23 protein-coding genes and 2 pseudogenes are annotated in these 22,804 nt (G+C 35.7%); 23 read left to right on the top strand and 2 right to left on the bottom strand.

Features of this window, described 5'->3' with window-relative positions; translation table 11 throughout:
• Positions 1–60: 60 nt before the first annotated feature.
• The 7 genes and pseudogenes from PATL70BA_RS07895 to PATL70BA_RS16900 all read left to right on the top strand — a co-directional run bounded on the left by PATL70BA_RS07895 (position 61) and on the right by PATL70BA_RS16900 (position 4,109).
• Positions 61–1,338: a glucose-1-phosphate adenylyltransferase gene (locus PATL70BA_RS07895; protein WP_125136863.1), complete on the top strand. Its 1,278-nt coding sequence runs from the start codon at positions 61–63 to the stop codon at positions 1,336–1,338.
• Complete coding sequence (glgD, locus tag PATL70BA_RS07890; protein ID WP_125136862.1) at positions 1,335–2,453, top strand: glucose-1-phosphate adenylyltransferase subunit GlgD; 1,119 nt, start codon at positions 1,335–1,337, stop codon at positions 2,451–2,453. The genes PATL70BA_RS07895 and glgD overlap by 4 nt, the downstream gene beginning before the upstream one ends.
• Positions 2,454–2,643: 190 nt before the next feature.
• Positions 2,644–2,997, top strand: coding sequence for a UPF0236 family transposase-like protein (locus PATL70BA_RS16790; protein ID WP_125136861.1), 354 nt, complete (start codon positions 2,644–2,646; stop codon positions 2,995–2,997).
• Positions 2,994–3,245, top strand: a complete 252-nt coding sequence (locus PATL70BA_RS16785; protein WP_172596088.1) for a UPF0236 family transposase-like protein — start codon at positions 2,994–2,996, stop codon at positions 3,243–3,245. The genes PATL70BA_RS16790 and PATL70BA_RS16785 overlap by 4 nt, the downstream gene beginning before the upstream one ends.
• Positions 3,246–3,294: 49 nt before the next feature.
• Entirely contained in the window at positions 3,295–3,666 is a 372-nt protein-coding gene (locus PATL70BA_RS16780) for a UPF0236 family transposase-like protein (RefSeq protein ID WP_125136860.1), read from the top strand.
• A pseudogene (locus tag PATL70BA_RS17120) lies at positions 3,663–3,851 on the top strand (UPF0236 family transposase-like protein); the annotation flags it as partial. The gene PATL70BA_RS16780 and the pseudogene PATL70BA_RS17120, both read left to right, overlap by 4 nt.
• Positions 3,852–3,872: 21 nt before the next feature.
• Complete coding sequence (locus PATL70BA_RS16900; protein WP_330510209.1) at positions 3,873–4,109, top strand: hypothetical protein; 237 nt, start codon at positions 3,873–3,875, stop codon at positions 4,107–4,109.
• Between the two features lie 505 nt (positions 4,110–4,614).
• Here PATL70BA_RS16900 and PATL70BA_RS17215 read toward each other — a convergent pair.
• Positions 4,615–6,328 (bottom strand): annotated as a pseudogene (locus PATL70BA_RS17215) (IS1634 family transposase); the annotation flags it as partial.
• A gap of 388 nt (positions 6,329–6,716) precedes the next feature.
• Between PATL70BA_RS17215 and spoVG the strand changes: the two are divergent.
• The 15 genes from spoVG (at position 6,717) to PATL70BA_RS07790 (ending at position 20,677) form a co-directional block, all read left to right on the top strand.
• Positions 6,717–7,013 (top strand): septation regulator SpoVG, encoded by a 297-nt coding sequence (gene spoVG / locus PATL70BA_RS07860; protein ID WP_125136858.1) that lies wholly within the window; start codon positions 6,717–6,719, stop codon positions 7,011–7,013.
• Positions 7,014–7,136: 123 nt separating this feature from the next.
• Complete coding sequence (gene glmU, locus PATL70BA_RS07855; protein WP_125136857.1) at positions 7,137–8,498, top strand: bifunctional UDP-N-acetylglucosamine diphosphorylase/glucosamine-1-phosphate N-acetyltransferase GlmU; 1,362 nt, start codon at positions 7,137–7,139, stop codon at positions 8,496–8,498.
• Positions 8,499–8,528: 30 nt separating this feature from the next.
• The gene (locus PATL70BA_RS07850) at positions 8,529–9,494 is read left to right on the top strand and encodes a ribose-phosphate diphosphokinase (protein WP_125136856.1); all 966 of its coding nucleotides are present in this window, start codon (positions 8,529–8,531) and stop codon (positions 9,492–9,494) included.
• Positions 9,495–9,823: 329 nt separating this feature from the next.
• Entirely contained in the window at positions 9,824–11,335 is a 1,512-nt protein-coding gene (locus PATL70BA_RS07845) for a serine/threonine-protein kinase (protein ID WP_172596165.1), read from the top strand.
• Complete coding sequence (locus PATL70BA_RS07840) at positions 11,247–11,882, top strand: Rossmann-fold NAD(P)-binding domain-containing protein (protein WP_125136854.1); 636 nt, start codon at positions 11,247–11,249, stop codon at positions 11,880–11,882. The genes PATL70BA_RS07845 and PATL70BA_RS07840 overlap by 89 nt, the downstream gene beginning before the upstream one ends.
• 1 nt (position 11,883) lies before the next feature.
• Positions 11,884–12,705 (top strand): SAF domain-containing protein, encoded by an 822-nt coding sequence (locus PATL70BA_RS07835; RefSeq protein WP_125136853.1) that lies wholly within the window; start codon positions 11,884–11,886, stop codon positions 12,703–12,705.
• Positions 12,692–12,895: a hypothetical protein gene (locus tag PATL70BA_RS07830; RefSeq protein WP_125136852.1), complete on the top strand. Its 204-nt coding sequence runs from the start codon at positions 12,692–12,694 to the stop codon at positions 12,893–12,895. The genes PATL70BA_RS07835 and PATL70BA_RS07830 overlap by 14 nt, the downstream gene beginning before the upstream one ends.
• An 86-nt stretch (positions 12,896–12,981) precedes the next feature.
• Positions 12,982–13,509: a hypothetical protein gene (locus tag PATL70BA_RS07825; RefSeq protein WP_125136851.1), complete on the top strand. Its 528-nt coding sequence runs from the start codon at positions 12,982–12,984 to the stop codon at positions 13,507–13,509.
• Position 13,510: 1 nt separating this feature from the next.
• Entirely contained in the window at positions 13,511–14,344 is an 834-nt protein-coding gene (locus tag PATL70BA_RS07820) for a chromosome partitioning protein ParA (protein ID WP_125136850.1), read from the top strand.
• Positions 14,337–16,202: an ATPase, T2SS/T4P/T4SS family gene (locus PATL70BA_RS07815; protein WP_125136849.1), complete on the top strand. Its 1,866-nt coding sequence runs from the start codon at positions 14,337–14,339 to the stop codon at positions 16,200–16,202. Before PATL70BA_RS07820 ends, PATL70BA_RS07815 begins: the two co-directional genes overlap by 8 nt.
• Entirely contained in the window at positions 16,202–18,241 is a 2,040-nt protein-coding gene (locus PATL70BA_RS07810) for a hypothetical protein (protein ID WP_125136848.1), read from the top strand. Before PATL70BA_RS07815 ends, PATL70BA_RS07810 begins: the two co-directional genes overlap by 1 nt.
• A gap of 27 nt (positions 18,242–18,268) precedes the next feature.
• Entirely contained in the window at positions 18,269–18,742 is a 474-nt protein-coding gene (locus PATL70BA_RS07805; RefSeq protein ID WP_125136847.1) for a hypothetical protein, read from the top strand.
• Positions 18,743–18,744: 2 nt separating this feature from the next.
• On the top strand, positions 18,745–19,191 hold the full coding sequence (locus PATL70BA_RS07800; protein WP_125136846.1) for a hypothetical protein: 447 nt from the start codon (positions 18,745–18,747) through the stop codon (positions 19,189–19,191).
• 12 nt (positions 19,192–19,203) lie between these two features.
• Positions 19,204–19,719 carry a hypothetical protein gene (locus tag PATL70BA_RS07795; RefSeq protein WP_125136845.1) on the top strand — a complete coding sequence of 172 codons (516 nt, stop codon included), beginning with the start codon at positions 19,204–19,206 and terminating at the stop codon, positions 19,717–19,719.
• Positions 19,706–20,677 carry a hypothetical protein gene (locus tag PATL70BA_RS07790; protein ID WP_125136844.1) on the top strand — a complete coding sequence of 324 codons (972 nt, stop codon included), beginning with the start codon at positions 19,706–19,708 and terminating at the stop codon, positions 20,675–20,677. The genes PATL70BA_RS07795 and PATL70BA_RS07790 overlap by 14 nt, the downstream gene beginning before the upstream one ends.
• Positions 20,678–21,050: 373 nt before the next feature.
• Here PATL70BA_RS07790 and PATL70BA_RS07785 read toward each other — a convergent pair whose 3' ends face one another.
• Positions 21,051–21,248, bottom strand: a complete 198-nt coding sequence (locus PATL70BA_RS07785) for a hypothetical protein (RefSeq protein WP_125136843.1) — start codon at positions 21,246–21,248, stop codon at positions 21,051–21,053.
• 378 nt (positions 21,249–21,626) lie between these two features.
• Between PATL70BA_RS07785 and PATL70BA_RS07780 the strand changes: the two genes are divergently transcribed.
• Positions 21,627–22,790, top strand: a complete 1,164-nt coding sequence (locus PATL70BA_RS07780; protein ID WP_125136842.1) for a CdaR family transcriptional regulator — start codon at positions 21,627–21,629, stop codon at positions 22,788–22,790.
• Positions 22,791–22,804 lie beyond the last annotated feature (14 nt).

Raw genomic sequence — 22,804 nt, 5'->3', positions numbered from 1 at the left:
AATTAGAACCTAAAGTATAAAAAATATGATATTATAGAGCCATAAGAAGGGAGGCATATTATGAGAAAAAAAGAAATTGTAGCAATGTTATTGGCAGGCGGTCAAGGTAGTCGATTGGGTATATTAACATCTCATGTAGCAAAGCCGGCAGTATCCTTTGGTGGTAAATATAGAATTATTGATTTTACTTTAAGCAACTGTATTAACTCAGGGATTGATACAGTGGGTGTATTGACACAGTATCAACCCTTGTTATTAAACCAACATATTGGTATTGGTATACCTTGGGACCTTGATAAAAATTTTGGTGGGGTCACCATACTGCCGCCTTTTGTCAGTAAAGATAATAATGCTTGGTATACAGGTACGGCCAATGCTGTTTATCAAAATATTCCATATATTGACTATTATAATCCGGAATATGTGTTGATTCTATCTGGAGATCATATTTATAAGATGGACTATGAAATGATGTTAAACTATCATAAGAAGAAAAAAGCGGATGTTACCATTGCAGTCTATAAAGTACCTATGGAGGAAGCCCATCGATTTGGTTTGATGAAAACAGAAGAAGATGCCAAAATTATTGACTTTGAAGAAAAACCCCAAAATCCAACCAGCGATTTGGCCTCTATGGGCATCTATATATTTAATTGGAAAGCCTTTCGGCAAGCCCTTATTTTATCTGAGGAAACACATGAGGACAGTGACTTTGGAAAACATATTTTACCGTATATGCTAAATAAGAACTATAATCTATATGCTTATGAATTTGATGGTTTTTGGAAAGATGTGGGTACACTAGAGGCCTACTGGGAAGCCAATATGCAACTGATTGATTTGGTTCCGGAGTTCAATCTTTATGAATCCTATTGGAAAATCTATACCAAAAATGCGATACAACCCCCACAATTCATTGCCAAAGGGGCCAGTGTCGAAATGTGTATTCTAGGCGAAGGCGCTGAAATTTATGGTCATGTCTATAATTCCGTCATCGGATCTAATGTCATTATTGAGAAAGATGCAGTCATTCGCGACTCAATAATTATGAACAATGCGGTGGTAGGTGAAGGTGTCCAGGTGTTTAAAAGCATTATTGCTGAAAAGGCACGAATAGGCGCAAACACTAAAATTGGTGTGGGCGAGGATGTCATTAACGAGACACAACCTCATATCTATTATTCTGGTATCTCTGTTATTGGTGAAAAAACAGTTATACCCCCAAATATTGAAATTGGTAAAAATTGTGCAATAGATGGTCCTGTTACCCTTTCATCTTTTGCAGATAGCAAATTGACCAGTGGAAAAAGTCTAATTTCAGAGGAGGGTTCAGATTGAGAGCATTAGGTATTATATTAGCAGGCGGGAAAAATGAAAGATTAAAGGATTTATCAACGAATAGAGCTTTGGCAGCGATGCCTATTGCTGGAAGTTACCTTTCAATAGACTTTGCATTAAGTAATATGACAAATTCTGGTGTGAATAAAGTAGCGGTTGTGACCCAGTATAATTCAAGATCCCTCATTGAACACTTAAGCTCCTCAAAGTGGTGGGATTTTGGTCGAAAGCATGGTGGTTTATATGTATTCACACCATATATGACCAACGAAAATAGCTTATGGTATCGGGGTACAGCGGATGCCATTTACCAGAATCTAAGCTATCTAAAAAATAGTCATGAACCCTATGCGATTATCGCTCAAGGTGATGGTATAGCCAAGGTGGACTATAGCAGAGTCTTACAGTACCATATTGAAAAAAGAGCTGATATTACAATGATTTGTTATGAAGAAAATAATAGACGGGAATTAAATAGATTTGGTATTGCGACGGTGGACTCGGATAATCGAATTATTGAATTTGAAGAAAAGCCGATTGAGCCTGAAGGGAATATCGTTTCGACCGGTATGTATATTATACGTCGAAGGTTACTCATCGAACTCATTGAAAGTTGTGCAAAAGAAGAACGTCATGATTTTGTCAGTGATATTATTGTGCGTTACAGGAAGAAAAAGAAGATTTATGCCTATATTCATGAAGGATACTGGAGAAGTATTGCAAGTGTGGAATCCTATTTTGAGACGAATATGGATTTTCTAGACAAGACCATTCGAGATGATTTTTTTAGGAAAGTACCTAACATTATGTCCAAAGTGGAAGATGAACCACCGGCAAAATTCAACTATGGGTCTAAGGTTTCGAACAGCTTATGTTCAAGTGGCAGCATCATTAATGGTAGTGTTGAAGATGCACTTCTTTTTAGAAATGTCTTTGTTGGAAGCAATACAGTGGTTAAGAATGCAATTATACTTAACGATACCTATATTGGTGACGATTGCCATATTGAAAACGCAATCATCGACAGTCATTGTAACTTAATTGAAGGCACGGTGGTAAAGGGTGATGTTGGAGAAATCATTATTGTAAAAACGATGATAGATTCATATAATTAAATAACATAGATCTCAACCTGTTTTATAATGACGCGTAAAATCAAGGAATTTCAAGGATTATGGCTCCATAGGTACAAAGAGTTAGCGTAAAGATAGTGTCGGATAAAGAAAGATAAAAGAAAAACACCAAGTTGTGATATTATAAGTTTTGTCTAGAAACCATAAATCATAACAGAGAGGTGTTTTTCTTATGCATATTAGTATACAACAATTTATGGAGATTGGTATCAAAAAGATTGAAAAAGTAGTAGAAAGTTTTATAAATGATGATCAAATGAATATTGGAGAGTTTGTTCTTGAGTTAGGAAAACCATTACAGGAGCTGCAACGAGAGATTATTGCAGAGACAATAGAAGGCATTGATGAGGTGTATAGAAAATCAGCATATCGAACCAGTCACTACGTGGTTGAACGTGCTAGGGTCCCTAATTCATTTACAAGCACATGCGGTGAGATCAAGTACAAAAGGACTTATTTTAAGTCGAAAGAAACAGGTGAATTCATATTTCTTGCAGATAAAGCATGTGGTATTACAAAAACATGAGAAAAAGTGAAGATGTGGTTATAGAAGCCATAAAGCATGTTGTTGACACTAGCTATAGAATTAGTGGTGAACATGCAACGCATACAGAAGATATTATTAGTAAACAAGCGGTCATGAAAGAGGTTCATAGCTTAGAAATACCTGCATTAATACCCTTTGTAAAGAAAAAGAGACAGGTCAAAGTCCTATATATAAATGCTGATGAAGACCATGTATCCTTACAATTCAACAATAAAAGGGAGATTTAAAAGTCGGAGAAAATGGCTATAAAAGCAACACAATAGAGCCACGTCTAGCATGTATTTTGAGGATGTTGAGAAAGAAAGCCAAGGAAGTAAAAGAAATAGACTAATAGAAAAACACTACTTTGCAGGCGTTTACAAAAAGAGTGAAGACTTATGGGAAGAAGTGCTTGAATACATAGATGTGGTTTATGATGAAGACTATTTGGAACATATATACATCATGGGAGATGGCGCATCGTGGATAAAATCAGGAGTGGATGTGCTCGGGGCAAAGTGTCATTTTGTGCTTGATAAATTCCATTTAAACCAAGCAATTATGAGAGCCATAGGTCATCTTGGTGATTCAGTATCAGATGCAAGAAAGGCAATCTATGACGGCATAAGATCTGAGGATAAAAAGCAGTCAATACAGTCTTTGACATAGCCCTTGAGTACTCAGATAGCGAGAATAGAAAAGAACAGATAAGAAGAACCAGGGTATACATAAGCAATCACTGGGAAGCCATAATAAGACCTAATCATGATGAATATGCAAGGATGGGTTGCAGTGCTGAAGGTCAAGTGAGCCACCTCCTCTCTTCAAGGTTAAGTAGCCGTCCGCTAGGATGGTCAAAGGAAGGTGTAACTAAGATGGCAAGACTTAGAGCTTATGTAGCCAATGATGGTAAAGTATGTGATTTGATTAAATACAAGCAAGAAAAACAGCACCGCATGATTCAAGATGAGATAAAAATAGAAGTAGATAAAGAGATCAAAAGGAAACAAAAGACCTATACAGATGTTTGGAACCATCAGACAGTCGCAGGTAGTACCCGGCTAGTAGATGGCATGTATTGTCTTACAAAGAAACTAAGGGGCATCATTTGATCTACGTTTAGTAAAAGACATAAGAAAAAGTGAAATCAGATGTGTAGAGGATAAAGTTCCTGGAATGACTATGTTGCAAAACGCCAGAATACAAGGATGTATTCCACCTTCGTTTGATACATGGACGTATCAACGAAGGTCGTTTGCAATGTAGTCATGGAAGGGTTTTTAGCCGACGAATTTAGATATACTAAAGTCTAGTAGCCACAATCCTAAATGGACTGGCTTTTTAAGTATGCAAAATTAATGGAAAAGGTACAATGAATTATAAAACTATGATAAGATGGTTTTTACAGAACTCAAAATATCTCATCAGGATTTTTCTATCCTTACTTTTCCGACAGTAAATTAACGCGACCGTACAAAGAAAAAGAGTTGTCATCCTATTGATAATATACTATAATCCTGTCTTTGACAGTTGTGAAACAGAAAAAGCTTGAAATCCCTTATAAATAGGGGCTTCAAGCTTTTTATATGTCATTAATTTTTGCGTACTTTTTTTACTTTTTAGTCTTTTGTATATATTTTTCATTTCTTTGTCGCTGACAATCTGATAGTCTGTTCTAAATCCATAGGTATCATGTAGTGCATCTGTAAAATCAGTACGTGTATAGGTCGGAATAAAACCCTGTCCAGGAACGCAATAGAAGTTCATATCCTTTAACTGGCCGACGATTTCGTTCGTTGTAAACTGGTTGTCTAGGTCTTTCTCCAGATATCTATATAAAACAAGTGCTAGAAAACAGGTTGTAAAATGCGCTTTTATACGGTCGTCTCTTTGAAGATAAACAGGTCTTGCTTTAAACTCGCTCTTCATAATTCTAAAACATTCTTCAACTTCCCAACGTCGGTGGTTAATTCTAGCTATTTCAGAAGCATCTTCGTCAAGGTTAGTACATACTGCATAGAAGCCGTCATAGATACTTTCCTCAGCAACAGTATTTGAATTAAGATGGTAAAGTGTCTCTTCTGCAACTTCACCATCACTTGTAACATTGGTGGAAGCGATAAATCGTTTATAATCATTTTGTCTTTTCTTACCTATACTTTTTGGGTTAGTGCTAATGAGTTTTGTGGCACGTTCAAGTTGTTTGTTTCTGATCTGACGTTGATAATAACGGTATTTAAGAGAAAAGGTGACAATCAGTTTTGCTCAAGATCATTCTCTTTAATCCATCTCTCTTTATAAAAGGTCATATTCTTATATTGCTCACAAAGACTTTCATTTTCATCAAACAGGTTTAAATCAAAGGTTTCTTTGGAATCATTGTGCCTCCATCCAGTTGGTTCTAAAGCCCACTCTTTTAAAAACTGCTTAAGTTTTTGATGGATTGAGTTGTAATAAAAGAACGTCCATTTATATTATTAAACTTCCTATTTGCATTTGAAGATAAGCCGGCATCAGTACATACAACAAACTTGGATAGTTTGAAGTCTTCGATAATTTGCTTTTCTAAAGGCTTTAGAGTCACCTGCTCATTGGTATTGCCACTGTGAATGTTAAAAGCGAGAGGAATACCATCTCCATCCATAAACAAGCCCATTTCTACAATAGGGTTAGGACGGTTTTCTTTGGAGGGTCCATATTGTTTAAGGCCATCTTCTTGTTCAATCTCAAAAAGTAGTTGGTACAGTCATAATAAAGAATTCGATCATTACGTTTAGAAACTGCTAGACTGTTTTTGTAAAGCTGTGATTGTATGAAATCGGATTCCTTAGCGATAACTTCTAAAGACCTGTAAATGTTCTGTAATTCAAAGTTTGGCTGTTCGAGAAGACGTTTAGAAGATTCAAAGGTGCAAAGCTTGGAAGAAGGAAAAAATTCTTCCGTAAATCAAACGAGAGAGAATACCGTTAAGGTCATAGGTGAACTTGTGCCTTGAAGAAATATCGTTACAAATCTTATGAAGCCCTAACTGGTAATAAATCTGTTGAAGAAAAAGATAGCCACCGTTGTAGGAACGTTGAATCTCTTTATCAATAAGCGTGGATTGCCTAAGCTTGATAATAACCTCACGTTTTTGTTCTTTTTCTTGGCGATTAAGATCTTCGATATACTTTTTGGCCCACTCTATGGGATTAGCACCATTTAGCTTTTTTCTAAATCAGAATATCTGCCAAGTTTTTCGACGGTTCTAGTTTTTGTTTTCCATCAACATAAATAGTTTCTATGACATATAATAATTGAACATTTTAGAATTTACAACTTTCAGCCTCATAACAACACCTCCTAATACCCTATATTATATCATAGAACGTAGTAGAACGTAAATGAAAAGAGTAGAATTTGACAAAAAAATAAGCCTAAATAGGCTTGTTATAAGGTTTTCGCTGTTTTAGTTACTTCGGCAAGTGTCAAAGACCCGATTTTTCTATCCTTACTTTTCCGACAGTAAATTAACGCGACCGTACAAAGAAAAAGAGTTGTCATCCTATTGATAATATACTATAATAATTATAGTGGTGATTTTACAGAGTAATGGCCTTTAGTACTAATATTTTCCTGTAATAAGAGGACGAAAGAGATATATGTATGATATTAGTGTTAGGTGCAAAGTGGACAGTTAAGTTACTTATAGTCAGAGCTACTTATGGAAAGGGGTAAACATGGAGATTACAGATGTAAGAGTAAGAAAAATTACCAAAGAGGGAAAAATGAAAGCAGTGGTTTCGGTTACCTTTGATAATGAATTTGTTGTACATGATATCAAAGTAATCGAGGGAGAAAAGGGTCTGTTCATAGCTATGCCAAGCAGGAAAGCTTTGGATGGAGAGTTTAGAGATATTGCACATCCCATTAATTCGATTACACGGGATAGAATACAAAAGTCAATACTTGAAAAATATGAAACCATTTCTTTAGATGAAGGCGAAGTATACGAAGAAATGGCTGAAATGGAATGATTTTTGGCACTTCTATCTAGAAGTGCTTTTTTATTGAGTTAAACCTTGAACATATATAATTTCTAGTGTAAAATGTAGCACGGACAGTATTAACTTTATGTTAAATTGAAAGAGGTGTCTTCTTTGTCAAAAATCAAGGCAATCATTTTGGCGGCCGGTGGCGGAACCAGAATGAAATCAGGTAAACCAAAAGTCATTCATGAAATTCTAAAAAAAACATTAGTGGACTATGTCATAGAATCTGCTAAGGAAGCAAGTATAGAAGATATATGCGTGGTAGTAGGACACCAAAGTGAGGTTGTTGAGGCAGCTATATCTCACGATGTGGTTTATGCCAAGCAAACAGAGCTACTTGGAACAGGACACGCGGTCATGATGGCAGAGGATTTTTTGGACGCTGAGGGAAAGACTTTGGTTCTTTTTGGAGACACGCCATTAATCACAAGTGACACATTGAAGGCGATGATTCAGCACTGTGAGACAACCAGCAGTGACGTCGTTGTATTATCGACGATGGTAGAGAACCCTACTGGTTATGGTCGGATTCTACGTGACGATAATGGACGATTCCTTAAGAGTGTGGAGCATAAAGATGCGACAGAACAGGAAAAAATGGTTTGTGAAATCAATTCGGGCATGTATTGCTTTGACTCGAAGGCACTTAAAGATGCTTTAGGTAAGTTAACCAATGATAATGTTCAAGGTGAATACTACCTTCCGGATGCTATGAAGATTATTATGGATATGGGCGGTAAGGTAGAAGTATTGGTTACAGAAGAAAGTGATGAGATTCTAGGGATCAATACAAAAGTTCAATTGGCTGAAGCAGGTTTGATTATGCAAAGGCGTATCAATAAGAACTTGATGCTTGAGGGTGTTGGTATGATCAATCCGGATCAATGCTATATTAGTAAAGATGCTATCATTGGAGCAGATACAGAAATCTATCCCAATACTTTTATAGAAGGTCATACAAAAATTGGTGAAGGGTGTATAATAGGACCTAACACAAAAATAGTAGAGTGCGAACTTGGAGACCGCGTTCATATTGAGCAGTCTACGGCATTAAAGAGCAAGATTAGTCATGATACCACTATTGGACCGTATGCTTACATACGTCCAAATTCAAATATAGGTCAAAATATAAAAATAGGTGATTTTGTAGAAATCAAAAACGCAACCATTGGTGACGGGACCAAAGTATCTCATCTTACGTATATCGGAGATGCGGATGTTGGAAAAAACGTTAATTTTGGATGTGGGACCGTAGTGGTGAACTACGATGGACAGAAAAAATATAGAACGACAATCGAGGACGAAGCTTTCATAGGTTGCAACACGAACCTTGTCTCTCCTGTCACTGTACATCACAGAGCTTACACAGCTGCTGGATCGACAATAACACATGATGTACCGGAATCCGCACTAGGTATAGCAAGAACAAGGCAAACAAACATTGAGGATTGGGCTAAGAGAAACAGATAACGTGAATGCATTAACCTAGGAGGAAGACGAATGACCAGTGTAATCAGAAACAATGATGGCATTAAAGTTTTTTCAGGAGGCGCAAACCAAGAACTGGCAATCAACATAGCTAAATCATTAGGAACAGAATTATCCATTGCAGAGGTTGGTAAGTTTAGCGATGGTGAATCGTACGTAAAAATCGGAGAAATGGTAAGGGGCGTTGATTGTTTTATTATTCAACCCACATCATTCCCTGTTAATGACACTTTAATGGAAACACTCATTATGATTGATGCCCTAAGAAGAGCTTCAGCTGGACGCATTACAGCGGTTATGCCATATTACGGCTATGCAAGACAAGACCGTAAGGCTAGGGCTAGAGATCCAATTACAGCACGTCTGGTAGCGGATATGCTCCAAACTGCCGGCTGTGATCGAGTTCTAACTATGGATCTCCATTGTGCACAGATACAAGGATTTTTTACAATTCCTGTTGACCATATGCTTGGTAATCCTCTTTTGATCAAGTATTACAGAGAAAAGTTTCATGACAAAAAAGAGGACTTAGTTATTTGTTCACCGGATATTGGTTCAGTTAAGCGTTCTAGAAGTTTTGCAGAAGCCATTGATGTGCCGATTGCTATTATTGATAAGCGTAGACCGGAGGATAATGTGAGTGAAGTTATGCACATTATTGGTGATGTCAAAGGTAAAAAGGTTATATTGGTAGATGATATGATTGATACGGCAGGTACAATTTGTAATGCTGCCAATGCCTTATATGATCAAGGTGCAACGGAGATATATGCTTGTTGTACACACCCTGTTTTATCCGGACCGGCTATAGAAAGAATAACGAAGTCAGCGATTAAAGAACTGGTTGTTCTGGATACGATAGCTTTACCTGAAGGTAAAAAGACAGATAAGATTAAACAATTGTCGGTAGCAGATATATTGGCAGATGCGATTTCAAGGATTCATCATAATGAGTCTGTATCTAAACTCTTTGTATAAGTAAATTATAAAGGTCTCTAAGTGGGAAAAGCTTAGAGGCCTTTTTTTAGTGAGAAAAAGATAAACTTATTAAAGGGGTCCCATGAAAACCCTTCCATAGTCTGTATGAATTACGGTCTTTTTATGGTTAGCCTTGTTATAAATGGAAATGATTCCTATATTGTGGAATTGTTTCCATTTTTGTGATATATAAACATAATTGTTTAAAATATGAAATAATTTAAAATAAATAAGCTAATTATCAAAAAACTTCTTGCATTTTATGGAGGGTCTCCCTATAATATATAAGAGTATGGTGCCTAGTAGAATTGGGATTGGGAGTGAAGGACTTGGAAGATACATTATTGGCAGGCGTTATTCTCTTTGAACGTTATAAGATTATCCGGCCCCTTGGTATTGGTGGGACCAGTATCGTATATTTGGCTCAGAACAATAAAATAGGGAGCTTGGTTGCGATTAAAGCCATTAAGAAAAAAGATGGTGAGGTCGATTTACTGGCAGAAAAAAATATTTTGATTGAATTACGTCATCCCTCAATTCCAATAATTATGGATATTGAAGAAGACGAAGATCGAATATATCTTGTTGAGGAATATGTCGAAGGCAAGGTGCTTGAGAAGTTTAAGAATAAGCTGACAGAAAATGAAATCATCGATATAATGTTGCAACTTTGTGATGTCCTGAATTATTTACACACTTTCCAAGAGCACCCGATTATTTATAGAGATTTAAAACCCAGTAATGTCATTAGAATGCAAAATGGGCATATTAAACTGATAGATTTTGGCATAGCAAAAAAATATAGCCAAGATACGACTAGGGATACGACTCAGTTTGGAACGAGAGGGTACGCAGCGCCTGAACAGTTCGGATTTTCGAAGGCGGATGTACGCACGGATATATTTTCACTGGGTGTTAGTATGTATTATTTGCTAACAGGTAAGAATTTAAGTACACCACCTTATAGATTACAACCTTTACGAGAAGAAAATCCTTTCATCAGTTCAGGCTTAGAAGAAATTATTATGAAATGTATTGAAACGGTTCAAGGCAAAAGGTATCAAAGTGTTGCAACCTTACAAGAAGACATTAAGGCCTTAAACAGTCGGGATGGTGATAACAAGGATTATGATGTTTTTCTTGAAAAAGGTCATAAAGTTATTACTCTAACAGGTATAAACAGGTCATTGGGTACAACGCATATAGCTATAGTACTTGCTCATTACTTTTGTGAACAAGGATTAAAAGTTGCCTTGATTGAATGGCAGGCACATCATGATTTTATAAAAATCAATAATATGTATAAAACCATCATAGAAGAGAAATTCTATTTCATTTTTAAGGACATTCATTTTTATAGTTTTCAGAATCATCTGTCTTATGATAAGAGCATAATGGATATCTATGATGTCATCATAGTAGATGGCGGTCAGTATGAAGATTTGGTACAAAAAGGTAGTTATCAGAAGAGCCATCAAGTTCTAATGCTATGTGGTGGTAAGGATTGGGAAATTGATTATTTTGAAGAATATTATTTTGGTAGTCCGAATCCGTCGTATCACTATATGTTCAATTTTATGGATGATGATGCTTTTCTAGAAATAAAAAAAAGTATGGCTAACTTCAAGTGTTATCAGATTCCTTATAACCCGAATCCATATCAGGTGACGGAGCGCTCTAAAAAGTTGTTCGATGATATTTTTGAAGCAAACGCTACACAATCCATAGGAATAAAAAGGAGTAAGTTTGGGGATGTTAAAGACCATATTAGATCAAAAGTTCAAGCACTCAAAAATTCAAAAATCAAGAAGCAAAGTTATAGCAGTGACGGGCGTAGCTAAGGGTATAGGTGTTACCCATTTTTGTATTATGATGGCGTACTATCTCTCTAAACAAAGGAGAAAGGTAGTCATAGTGGAACTTAATGATACGGGCCACTTTGGTAGAATCGAAAAAGCATATGAAGGCTTGCACCATGATGTCATGTCAACAGAATCTTTTACGATTAAAGGTGTTACATACTATAAGGCCACATCAAAAGAAAAGCTTATGGATTTGTATCAGGGAGACTATCATTACATAGTGCTGGATATAGGTGGTGCTATAAAAAAATATGCAGAAGAGCATAAGCGTGCAGATATACCTTTGGTTATAGGACATGTGAGTGACTGGAAGATACATGAAGTGGATGAATTTAGTATCAGATATTCTATGCTTATGACCCAGAGGTGTAAATGGCTTTTTCCGGATGGGAAAAAAGATGAAATGATGGAAATAGGGAGAAAAATAGGTATGTCCTTTCATACGATACCGTATTGTGTAGACCCTTTTGTAAGAAAGAAAGAGACACTAGAACACATGAAAAAAATCATTGGATCGGAGGCGTGAGATGTCAATCATTCGACAACGTACAAAAAACTTATTAGTGGCAGGATTCCTAGGTGTGGTTTTATGTCTTTTATTGATTACGGTCTTATCTCTGACTTTTAGAGAAGAGATTTCAGAGTTTCTATCCACCACAATATATCAAGAAAAAGAAGTGGTATTAACACATACCATTGTAGTAGCATCGAAGTCCTTAAAAAAGGGAAGTATTTTGACAAAAGAAGATGTAATATTATCGCAGATCGACGCAGAAAAATCAATCGACTCCAGTTACACCGAAGCTTCTTCATTACTTGGGAAAAAGCTTTTGATGGATGTGGATAAAAATCTGCCGTTGACGCCGTCTATGTTTATGGAGGACGCCTTGGTGGATAAGAATCTTAGAATCTATGAGTTTGGGTTTATTGAATTACCGTACTTACTAGAAGATACAGATGTGGTGGATGTCAGGATTGCATTTCCTACAGGTCAGGATTACATCGTTTTAGCGAAGAAATCGATACAATCCTTTGAACGTTCCAGAGACCAGGTCCATATGGGATTGTTAGATTTGGCCCTAGAAGAAGAAGAGGTTCTTCGCATGTCCAGTGCGATGGTAGATACTTACCTGACAGAAGGCACTAGAGTTTATTTGGTCAAATACATCAATGCGGACCAACAGGCACCATCTGTTGTCAATTATCCGGTCAATCAAAGTGTCTTGGCCCTTTATATGGAAAATCCGAATATATTTAAGATTCCGAATGCAGAACAAGTTTTAAGTAAAAGGCGGGTGCTCGATGCTTCCTTGTTAACGTTATTAGATGAGGCGGGTGTTCGTTTTTGAGACGAACATGGCCATACCAACCATGACCATGAATCCTTTGACACCAACAGAGGATCGTGTAGAAGATCATACGGTAAATGTTGAAGATGAACCGTCACAGGAATCATCATCCCCTACAAAGAGTAATGAACCTATTACTAATGAAGCTATTAAAGAGAAGGACGAAGACACAACGTTGTCTGGATTTTAGGTGAGAATATGATGCGCATAGGTTTGATTGGAGCAAATACAAATGAAAAGGATTACTTGGGGCTCTATTTGGGGAAGGTCCTATCGATGGAACATAAAGTTTTGTTGGTTACAAGACAACAAAATTTAATGGGTGATTTAGAAGATTATGAATATAATGAGACCTTTAGAATCATGAGTCATAGACCGGACTTAGTTGAAGTCGATTATCTTATTATGGATGAGGTAGAATTAGATAGAGACAATTATGACTATATATTTTTCATAACAGGACCCAATCAATCTGAGGTAACTTACAACGAAACCATTTTTTGCAAGGAGATCTTAGAAAAAGACTGTGTTATTTATCATAACATCTTAGTAGACAGTAAAATAAACGGTAAATACTTGAACAATAGATTTAAGATTGATTCCAAAAAAATCCATGTACTGGAACGACCTTTAAACGAATGGGATTTGATGATGGAGATAGAAAATAATTATGACCTCACGATTCGGATGCGTCACATGTCTAAAGATTATCAAAAACTTATTCTAAAAATGATACAACATAGTACGGGCAATAAAGATAAAGCCATTAAAAAGTGGCTAAAAAAGGCGAGGAGGTGCAAATAGAATGCAGGTAGCGTTTTGGTCACCCAACCATGGTCAGACAGGAACCACGAGTGCTGCCGTTGCCATGGCAAGTATGTCGGCACTTTTATATAATTTTAAAATTCTTTTAGCACATAGTCATTTTGAGAGAAGTACTTTGGAAAGTTGTTTTATTAAGGAAAAGGTGCATCAGCATGAAGATTTCTTGGATTTTAGCGACAATGGCTTGGATGCCTTGAAACGATTGGCAAAAAACAGAAGACTGGCATCTGGCATGATCTGTGATTATACCATATCTCTTTTGGCAAATAGACGCTTGGACTTATTACAAGGTACTAAGACATCTAAGCCGATGGATGCTCAAGAAACGTTAAATTTACTGAGCCAGATTTTTGTTGTAGCCAATAGAGATTATGATTTGACCATGATTGATGTGCCAAGTGGTACCCACCATAAATTAACACGAAAAATCATACAACACTCTGATTTGGTGGTGGTTTGTCTGAATCAAAACAAGGCATTACTGGATGCATATTTTAGTAATCCATCTTATGCTTCATTGTTAGGTGAGAAATCAGTATTATACAATATCGGTATGTATAATAAAAACAGTCGGTATACACTTAAAAATCTAAGCAAAACTTACGGGATGGATAATGTAATGTGTATACCTTATGATGTAGGTTTTATGGATGCATGCAACAACAGTCGTGTGCTTGATTTCATCATGCGTCATCTAACCATCAATTCCAAAAACAAGCACAAAACCCTTTTGCAACATCTGGAAAAAAACTGCGAATGCATGATGAAGCAGTTAGAAAAAACCAATCAGGAGGCTAGTATCGATTATGCTTAATTTTATAATGATACTGGTGGTGTTAATAATATTTGTCGCTATATCAATCGTATATTTTAAAAAAGGTGATTCAACCCATTATTTAGAACAGAAACTTTTAAATAACAATGAAAGATTTCAATTTGAAGCCATTGTAGATTTTATAAAAGACGCTATTAATGACATTACAAGAACCAACCTATATGAAATGGGTCTGTCTGAGGATGAGTTTAAAAGACGACTTAACAAAAGAAGTGCCTTAAAAAAAGCATTGAAAAATTGTACCTATGGATCAGCCCTTGATAAAGAGTATGTGAAAGATTTCATTTGCGATTTGTTAAAGAAAAACTATATAACAGAAAAAAATGTGGACAAAATTATGTACTTTGGACAACCCAGTTTTCTAAGTGTTCAGGATAAGTTCGAGATTTTGCTGTATCATTACAAAAAAAGTCATGGTACATTGGCCCTGAGCCAAATGATTATGGAGCATAACCTTGATGATTTAAAGCACATCATTGAAAATGGAAAAACCCCATCATACATTATTACAACTCAAGAAATTGAAGAGCTCTTTTGTAATAGTCAGATACAACTTAGCTATGACGATAAGTTGAAAGTTATTACACAACGGGTTTATCAGATTTATAAAGGTTTTGGTGTTGTGGATGAGATAAGGGACATGGCGATTGATGGTGTATCTGGTGGCGTTTCAGGCGTGGTAGAAAAAGCTACAGACAAAGTGATGGAAGACTATCTGAGTCAAATCATACAGACACCGAATCATTATGATAGTATTTGGATATTTTATAAAGGAAAATCTATACACTTGTCCTTTCTTTCCTTTGGAACTGAAAAAGAATTGCGGCGTATTTGTCAGAATATATATCGCTACAACAAAGCGGGACAGCTTTCAGAAAGTACAGGCTTTAAAGTAAATGAAATGAAAGACGGGTCAAGGGTTGTTGTTGTCAGACCGGGTTTCTCTGAATCCTGGGCATTTTTTGTTAGGAAATTCCATATTGTCAATGTAACCCTAGAAGAATTGATTTCTGATGAAAATGCTAAGCTACCAATCGAAACCATTCGGTATCTGATTAAAGGTGCAAGAATAATATCGATAACAGGTTCTCAAGGTTCTGGGAAGACGACGTTATTGATGGCAATGGTTGAGGCTATTTATGGGACATTAACCCTTCGTGTTCAGGAAATGGCTTTTGAACTACATCTTAGAAAAGTATATCCTATGCGAAACATTTTAACTTTTAAAGAAACACCCACCATAACGGGACAAGCAGGTATGGATGTTCAGAAAAAAACAGATGGATCCGTGAGTATATTGGGTGAGATTGCCACAGATGAGGTTGCTGTTTGGATGCTACAAATGGCTCAAGTGGCATCTTTGTTCACACTGTTTACCCATCATGCCAAATCTGTAAAAGATTTGGTTTTATCCCTAAGAAATTCACTACTTAAATGTGGGGTATTTCGAGATGAAAAAATAGCAGAGCAACAAGTGGTAAGTGTGTTGGACTTTGATATTCATCTAGAACGAGATGGAGACGGTAAAAGATATATTTCCAGAATAACAGAAATTGTAGCCCTAGAGCTTGAAACACCTTATAACAAAGACTATAGACAAACGTCCAATCAGGTAGATCAACAAAGTGCTTTTATGGATACAATGACGGATTACTTCACCCGTAGGACAGATCGGAAAAAGTATGAAAGCAGAGATGTTGTTGTATTTGAAGAAGGGTGTTATAAAACGGTGCATAGTATGAGTGAAAATACCATCAAGGAAATGGGAAAGAACATGTCGAAAAAGGATTTTCAGGACTTTGTCTTATTTCAAAATGAGAATTGGGGTTGTGGATAATGAGTTATGAGTTATGGATGGTTATAGGTGCACTCTTTATTGTTATGGCCTTTGGATTAATATTTGTAGCCAATGTCATAGATAGACGGCTTAAAAAAAGACAACAGCATTTGAGGGTGAAGCAGAACCAGGAGCAGGTCAATAGGTATTATTTGTCAATTTACAAATTTTTCTCGGGATTTAAGCTTACAAGACACAAAATAGCAAATATTCGTCTTAGAATAGAGATGATAGGACATACCAATGAACGGGTCATACGCAAAAAAACAGTCAAAATATATCTGTTAATTATGGCAATTATGATCCTTTTGATGGCAGGGATGCTTATGATTACAAGACAACCGATATTGCTCCTGCTTTTTTTGGTGGTCATATGGCTTCTACTGGAGACTGTGATTGATTTTTTGGTTGAGCGCCTTAAGAATCGACTGCTACACCAACAACTCAAATTCAATGACATGGTAAGGCACAAGTATTATGAAACCCATATGATTGATGAAGCTGTCTATGATGCTTGCCAAGAATTAGGCGAAACGCATTACGAAATACGCATTCAAGGAGAACGGATTCATGACGTCTTAAGGGCAAAGGATATTGAAAAAGAGATATTGGCATACAACGAAACAGCGCCTAACAAATTCCTGAAAATGTTTTTAGGCCTAGCCTATATTACGATGGAATACGGCGATACAAAAGTAGAAGGACACAGTGTTTTCTTGAAAAATATCAGTGATTTGACAGATGAAATTAGGATTGAGTTAAGTAAGAGAGAGAAGTTGAATTATGCCTTAAAAAGCTTGAATATGATTGTATTTTTACCACTATTTTTTATCAATCCGGTTAAGCGTTGGGCCAGTGGCTATTTTATGCCATTAAAAGTCTTTTATGAAAGCAGATCAGGTTTTTTGCTGGAAATTATTATTATCATGATGGTATTGCTTGCGTATTTTTTACTAAGAAAAATTCAACAATTTGATGATCAAAAAACGGTGGTTAATAAGAAAAAGGTACTGGAAAAGACACTTTATGAGAAGGGCCTTTACCGAATGGTTGATTATATTAAACCATCTTATCATAAAGGACATTATTATAAACTTAAACTTAAGCTGAAAAATAGTGCCAGTCATCTAGATGTGGAATCTTTTATCACAAGAAAATGTCTGTATTTCTTTATAGGGTGTGTGGTGGCTCTTATGGTCATCCTAGGATTACAAATGAATACTAAAAAAATGATTCTGACAGCACCGACCATACCGGATTATTTCTTAGGCGGTCAACTCTCGGAGTCGGCACTTATGGAAGCAAAAGCCATAACCATTAAGGATCGAAGTTACTTACAGAAGTTGAACAGGAACATGGAAATGGAAGATGTAATCCGTCTACTGGAAGAAAATGGCATTCCTGTTTCAGAGAGTGAGATGATGGCACAGCGACTTATGAAAAAACAGTTGGTTTTTATGGATCAATATATAAAATGGTGGGAGGTCCTGCTGATTATTGTAATAGGTGTTTTAGCCTATAATATTCCGGAGGTTATGTTGATTTTTCAAAGAAGAATTCTAAGGTTTGATGTTGAAGATGAGGTTATGGGTTTTAGTACCATATTGTTGATGTTGATGAATCATGAGCGTTTGTCTCTTATGGACGTTCTTGAATGGATGGCCTTGTATGCTTATACCTTTAAAGCACCCATTCAGGATTGTATCAATAACAGTTCATCCGGCATGGTGGATGCACTAAAAACCTTAAGAGACGTATCGGATGACTCTAGATTTATACGTTTGGTGGACAGTCTTATTCTAGCCGCACAAGACATTACGATAAAACAAGCTTTTGATGAGCTTGAATCAGAAAAAAGCCATTATCTAGAAGTTAGAAAAACAACCAATGAGCAGATCGTAGAAAAGAAAGTAAATTTGGGGAAAATCATAGGGTTTGTGCCGGTATATGGCTTCATACTACTATATATGATTTATCCTATGATCGTTAGCAGTATGGCAGATATGGAGTCATACTTGAACCGGATGATGCAGCTATAAAAACAATCAAATATGGGGGTGTATGGAATGGATGGTAATATACAAAAGGCTTTGTGGATAGGCGTAAGCATACTACTTTTTGTTGCTGTTGTGGCAATTGGCATGTCGGCTTATGGAAAAGCATCAAAAATGACAGATGAAAGTATGAGTAATTTGGACATGCAAGCACAGCAACTGGCAAATGCAGCATATGGGGTATATGACAATCAATATGTTAGCGGTACACAGGTTATTAATGCAATAAAAAGCTATAAGGCGACACCGGATGAAATGCAAATTATCGTAGTAAAAGGTGGTTCATCCACCTACTATCTATCTACCGGATCAGCAGAAGCAGGAACGTTATCACCGATTGCCGAAGGAACAACAAACAACATGTTAAAATCAGTACAAGATAAAAACAATGCTACAGCGTATATTAACCCTTATGGTGAGTTCTATGCCACTGTAGTGACGGATGTTAATGGTATCGTGAGGGCGATACGGTTTGAACAGCAATAATTATGAATGATAATATCGACCGGGTTCTAGAACTGGCATTTGGGTTTATGATTTTTGTATTCGCTTTAAGTGTTTTCTTTAGAATGGACGGAAAAACAACCAATTATATGAAAGTGGCAGATGCCCACCTACAATTCAACCCACAAATCGTAACAAGTATAGATAATACCCTGGATGTAGAAGTTTCTAAGAGTACTTTATTCTTTATGTTAACAGATATTGACAACAAGGGTAAAGATCAAAAGATAGGTAATGCGTCGTATTTCATTGACAAGAGTGGGGCACTCGATATTATGATCAATGGCGTTTTATACCCAATAGCAACCGATCATGCCGGTATGCAAAGTCTTAGGATGGCGATCAATAATCTTGGGTCTTATAGGTATACACCAGAAATAATAGTCGATGGTCAGGGAAAGGTTATAAGCATCGACTATAAGAGTTATTAGTGGAGGCAAAGGATGGAGCAAGTCTTATGGAAAATACTGGGTATTTTTTTGTCAGTAATATTAATGTTCATTGTACCGATTATGTACTTATATGAACGTCAAGATACGATCAGCTACAGTGTCATATCAACACAACTCAATCAAATGACAGATAGTGCAAGGGATATTGGAAGACTGGATGCATCGGCGTATCAGACGTTTTTAAGAGCCCTAGATCAAACAGGTAATAGTTATCTTATAAATCTGGAACATTATGAAAAGGTATATGTTCCTGTTTACAATGATAGTGGTCTATTTATGGAGGATTACCATATCAGTTATGAAGGGTTTTATAAAGAAGACATTGAGGCTATATTAAACAGTGGAGGTTTCTATCCTATGGAACAAGGGGATATGTTTTTTGTAAGTGTGCAAAACGTCACCCCAACCAAAAGCCAAATTGTAAGGCAGATACTGTATGGGATGGACCCACAGTATCCTTCTCTTATTGTGAGAGGTGGTGGCATGGTAAGACATGAATCTTATTAAGTACGCCATATTATTTACGATTATTACCCTACCTTTTTATATGATTCATAATTTCAATACCCATCGTCTCGATCAAAGAGAGCGTCTGAAAAACCAGTATGAGGCGATTATAAACAGTGCTATAGAAGATGGTACTTATGCCCTTAAAACGTATTCAAAAAGGAGTTTTGATGAAGCTAGAGGAAAACACATCAGTATTGAGACCGAGGAAGTGATGGATGCTTTTTTAAGAACCTACCATTATGGTTTTAAGGCCTTTGGTGATGCGGCAAAGGACCAATACAACCAATATATCGTGGCAATTGTTATTATTGGTTATGACGGTTATTATCTTTATGGTACGAAACAAGTTAGGGATGTGTCAGGCGAAGTTAGTCCTATGCCGGTTCTAAGTGAAAAAAAGCCTTATGTCTATGAAGATTTGGATTATGCTATGAAATTGACCTTAGATGATTTTGTTGAGATTGTGGACACGAAGACTTGGGAGGTAGAAAAGGGAGATTTTGCATCCATTGTTCATAAACCTTCAGGTATTAATGAATCGAACTTTGAGGGTATAAGAAAAAGAGCCATCGTCGCTTCCATTGAAGAAGGTCTAAGAGACACCGTTATTAGCCATAATCAATGGGCGAAGCAGCAAGGTATGTTGTACGAATTTATTGTACCCGTAGCGGACAACGATCCTTGGAGTCGGACACTAGATGATATCGGTCTGATGGTATGTATTCAAGGAGCACCTCTTGGATATGGCGCTTTCTTAGATTTTTTTTCTTTTCATCAAAGTAATGTTTTGAAAATACAGCCTATAAATGGTTATGAAGATATGGTAGATGGTTCTTTCTATTACTGTGATCACAGGTGTATCCATGAACAAACAGATAACTTGATCCAGGTCTTTGCAACCAAAGAAGCAGCAGCAGGTGAAGGTTTCTGGCCTTGTCATTATTTGAATAAATGAGAATATAAAGATATAACGTTGCTTGAACTAATTCTTGCCAAACAGACAGGTACTTAAACTAGAACTATACAATATGTGCATATTTTACTGTTTTACCAAATGTAGATTAAATGATGCCTCTTAGTTTCTTTGTAAAATAATACATGTCATCTACTAACCCAATACCGGCGACTGTCTGATGGTTCACAACATCGGAATACGTCTTTTGTTTCCTTGTTATCTCTTTATTGACTTATTTCCTGCCTCTCTTGGATATGCACTGCTATTTTTTTGTTTGTATTTAAACAGATTACCTACTTTATCATCATTGGCCACATAAGCTCTCAGTCTAGCCATCTTATCGACATCGACTTTTGACTAGTTTAGTGAGTGACTACTTTGAATTTCTATAAACCTCATCGATTCCTTCAATAGTTTCTGCAATAATCTCTCTTTTTAGCTCTTGTAAGAACTTTTCGTGTCCTAACACAAACTCTCCAATTTTCATAGTTTCATCATTTATAAAATTTTCTACAAATCTTTCAATCTTTTTGATTCCAAACTCCGTATATTGTTGTATACTTGTTTGCATAAGAAAGACACCTTTCTTTTATGATTGTTGGTTTCTAGGCAAAACTCATAATTTCACAACTTGGTGTTTTTATTATATCTTTCTGTATCCGACACTATCTTTACGCTAACAGTTTAGTGCAACCCATTCACAGCTATCTTTATGAAAAAGAAAGAATGTCTATCATTTTATAATAAAATAGAATTAAAATTCATTTAATGAGAGCTGATTTTGTGCTAATATGAGCTTATATAACTTTTTTATTTATTCAATGATTTCAAAAAAATACAGATCTACCATATAATCAGGTGAGAAATTATATTTTTATGAAGAAAAAACCTTTAAAAAATAAAGTTGTGGCGTTTAAAAATTCCAAGTAGATTAATTAAGGAGGGGGCTATGCTAATTCATGGTGATATGCTACAAAAATTAGTTAATAAAATCATTAAAGATATAGGATATAATATTAATATTATTGACACCGATGGTATTATTATAGCAAGTGGATCTGTTGATAGAATCGGTAAGTTTCATAAAATTGGCAAGCAAGCAGCTGATATTAAAAGTAGAATTGATTTTAAAGAAGAGGAAGATAATGTTTACAATGACGTAAAATCAGGGATTAATTTGCCTTTTTATTACAAAGATAGTTTAATAGGTATTATTGGAATTACTGGTAATCCTACAGAATTAAATGACCTTGCAAATATTGTAAAGTCTATGATTGAATTAATGTATGAACAAGAACTTCTTAAGCAAAAAATGTATTATCGTCAAAACAACAAAATATTCTTTATTAATGAATTATTAAATGTATCAAATAGAGAAGCATTGGTCTCCATAAAAAACTGGGGAGAAAAGCTAGGTTATGATATGAGTGTAAGAAGAAATATTATAGTTTTGCAGTTTTCACCTATACAAAATGAAGATACAACATTTACCGCAGATGATATGGTTCAAGACTTTGTAAAGGACCTTAAACATATTCCAAATCATCATAATAATGACATTTCAGCTCTTTTGTCCCCAAGTCGCATAATAATTGTTAAATCATCTTATGAAATCCATGAGAATGAGGAACGAGAAGTTATTTACAAATATACACAAGCTGTGATGAAAATAATAGAAGATAAATATCCTATGAATTGTTATATAGGAGTCGGTAGCTTTTATGATGATATATTATGCTTGAAAAATAGTTTTTTTGAAGCTGAGTATATTATAAACTGTGTTTCTAATGAGTACGGATGTAATATAGGATTTATTAGAGACTATTTAATTGGATATTTTTCATCACAAATTTCTAAATTTACTTTAGACCATTTTTTCTTTAATGCATATGAATGCATTAAAGATAAGCCGGAAATTATAGAAACTATAGTTTCTTTGTATAAATGCAATATGCACTTGAATCAGTGTGCTGCGAAATTATATGTACATCGTAATACTGTTCTCTTTAGAATGAATAAAATAAAGGAAATATTAAACTTAGACCCAATTAATAATACTTCGGATAGAGCCTATTGGGGTTTACTATCCGAATATATTATGTTAAAGAAATAGTTTAATATCAAAAA

It is taken from the genome of Petrocella atlantisensis (assembly GCF_900538275.1).
Lineage (GTDB): Bacteria > Bacillota > Clostridia > Lachnospirales > Vallitaleaceae > Petrocella > Petrocella atlantisensis.
This window is presented reverse-complemented; position numbering and strand designations above follow the sequence as displayed.

Coding starts and splice junctions, on each gene's coding strand:
- PATL70BA_RS07895 (WP_125136863.1), top strand. CDS start 61: ATGAGAAAAAAAGAAATTGTAGCAATGTTATTGGCAGGCGGTCAAGGT.
- PATL70BA_RS16790 (WP_125136861.1), top strand. CDS start 2,644: ATGCATATTAGTATACAACAATTTATGGAGATTGGTATCAAAAAGATT.
- PATL70BA_RS16785 (WP_172596088.1), top strand. CDS start 2,994: ATGAGAAAAAGTGAAGATGTGGTTATAGAAGCCATAAAGCATGTTGTT.
- PATL70BA_RS16780 (WP_125136860.1), top strand. CDS start 3,295: ATGTATTTTGAGGATGTTGAGAAAGAAAGCCAAGGAAGTAAAAGAAAT.
- PATL70BA_RS16900 (WP_330510209.1), top strand. CDS start 3,873: ATGGCAAGACTTAGAGCTTATGTAGCCAATGATGGTAAAGTATGTGAT.
- spoVG (WP_125136858.1), top strand. CDS start 6,717: ATGGAGATTACAGATGTAAGAGTAAGAAAAATTACCAAAGAGGGAAAA.
- PATL70BA_RS07850 (WP_125136856.1), top strand. CDS start 8,529: ATGACCAGTGTAATCAGAAACAATGATGGCATTAAAGTTTTTTCAGGA.
- PATL70BA_RS07840 (WP_125136854.1), top strand. CDS start 11,247: ATGTTAAAGACCATATTAGATCAAAAGTTCAAGCACTCAAAAATTCAA.
- PATL70BA_RS07835 (WP_125136853.1), top strand. CDS start 11,884: ATGTCAATCATTCGACAACGTACAAAAAACTTATTAGTGGCAGGATTC.
- PATL70BA_RS07825 (WP_125136851.1), top strand. CDS start 12,982: ATGGAACATAAAGTTTTGTTGGTTACAAGACAACAAAATTTAATGGGT.
- PATL70BA_RS07820 (WP_125136850.1), top strand. CDS start 13,511: ATGCAGGTAGCGTTTTGGTCACCCAACCATGGTCAGACAGGAACCACG.
- PATL70BA_RS07815 (WP_125136849.1), top strand. CDS start 14,337: ATGCTTAATTTTATAATGATACTGGTGGTGTTAATAATATTTGTCGCT.
- PATL70BA_RS07810 (WP_125136848.1), top strand. CDS start 16,202: ATGAGTTATGAGTTATGGATGGTTATAGGTGCACTCTTTATTGTTATG.
- PATL70BA_RS07805 (WP_125136847.1), top strand. CDS start 18,269: ATGGATGGTAATATACAAAAGGCTTTGTGGATAGGCGTAAGCATACTA.
- PATL70BA_RS07800 (WP_125136846.1), top strand. CDS start 18,745: ATGAATGATAATATCGACCGGGTTCTAGAACTGGCATTTGGGTTTATG.
- PATL70BA_RS07795 (WP_125136845.1), top strand. CDS start 19,204: ATGGAGCAAGTCTTATGGAAAATACTGGGTATTTTTTTGTCAGTAATA.
- PATL70BA_RS07790 (WP_125136844.1), top strand. CDS start 19,706: ATGAATCTTATTAAGTACGCCATATTATTTACGATTATTACCCTACCT.
- PATL70BA_RS07785 (WP_125136843.1), bottom strand. CDS start 21,248: ATGCAAACAAGTATACAACAATATACGGAGTTTGGAATCAAAAAGATT.
- PATL70BA_RS07780 (WP_125136842.1), top strand. CDS start 21,627: ATGCTAATTCATGGTGATATGCTACAAAAATTAGTTAATAAAATCATT.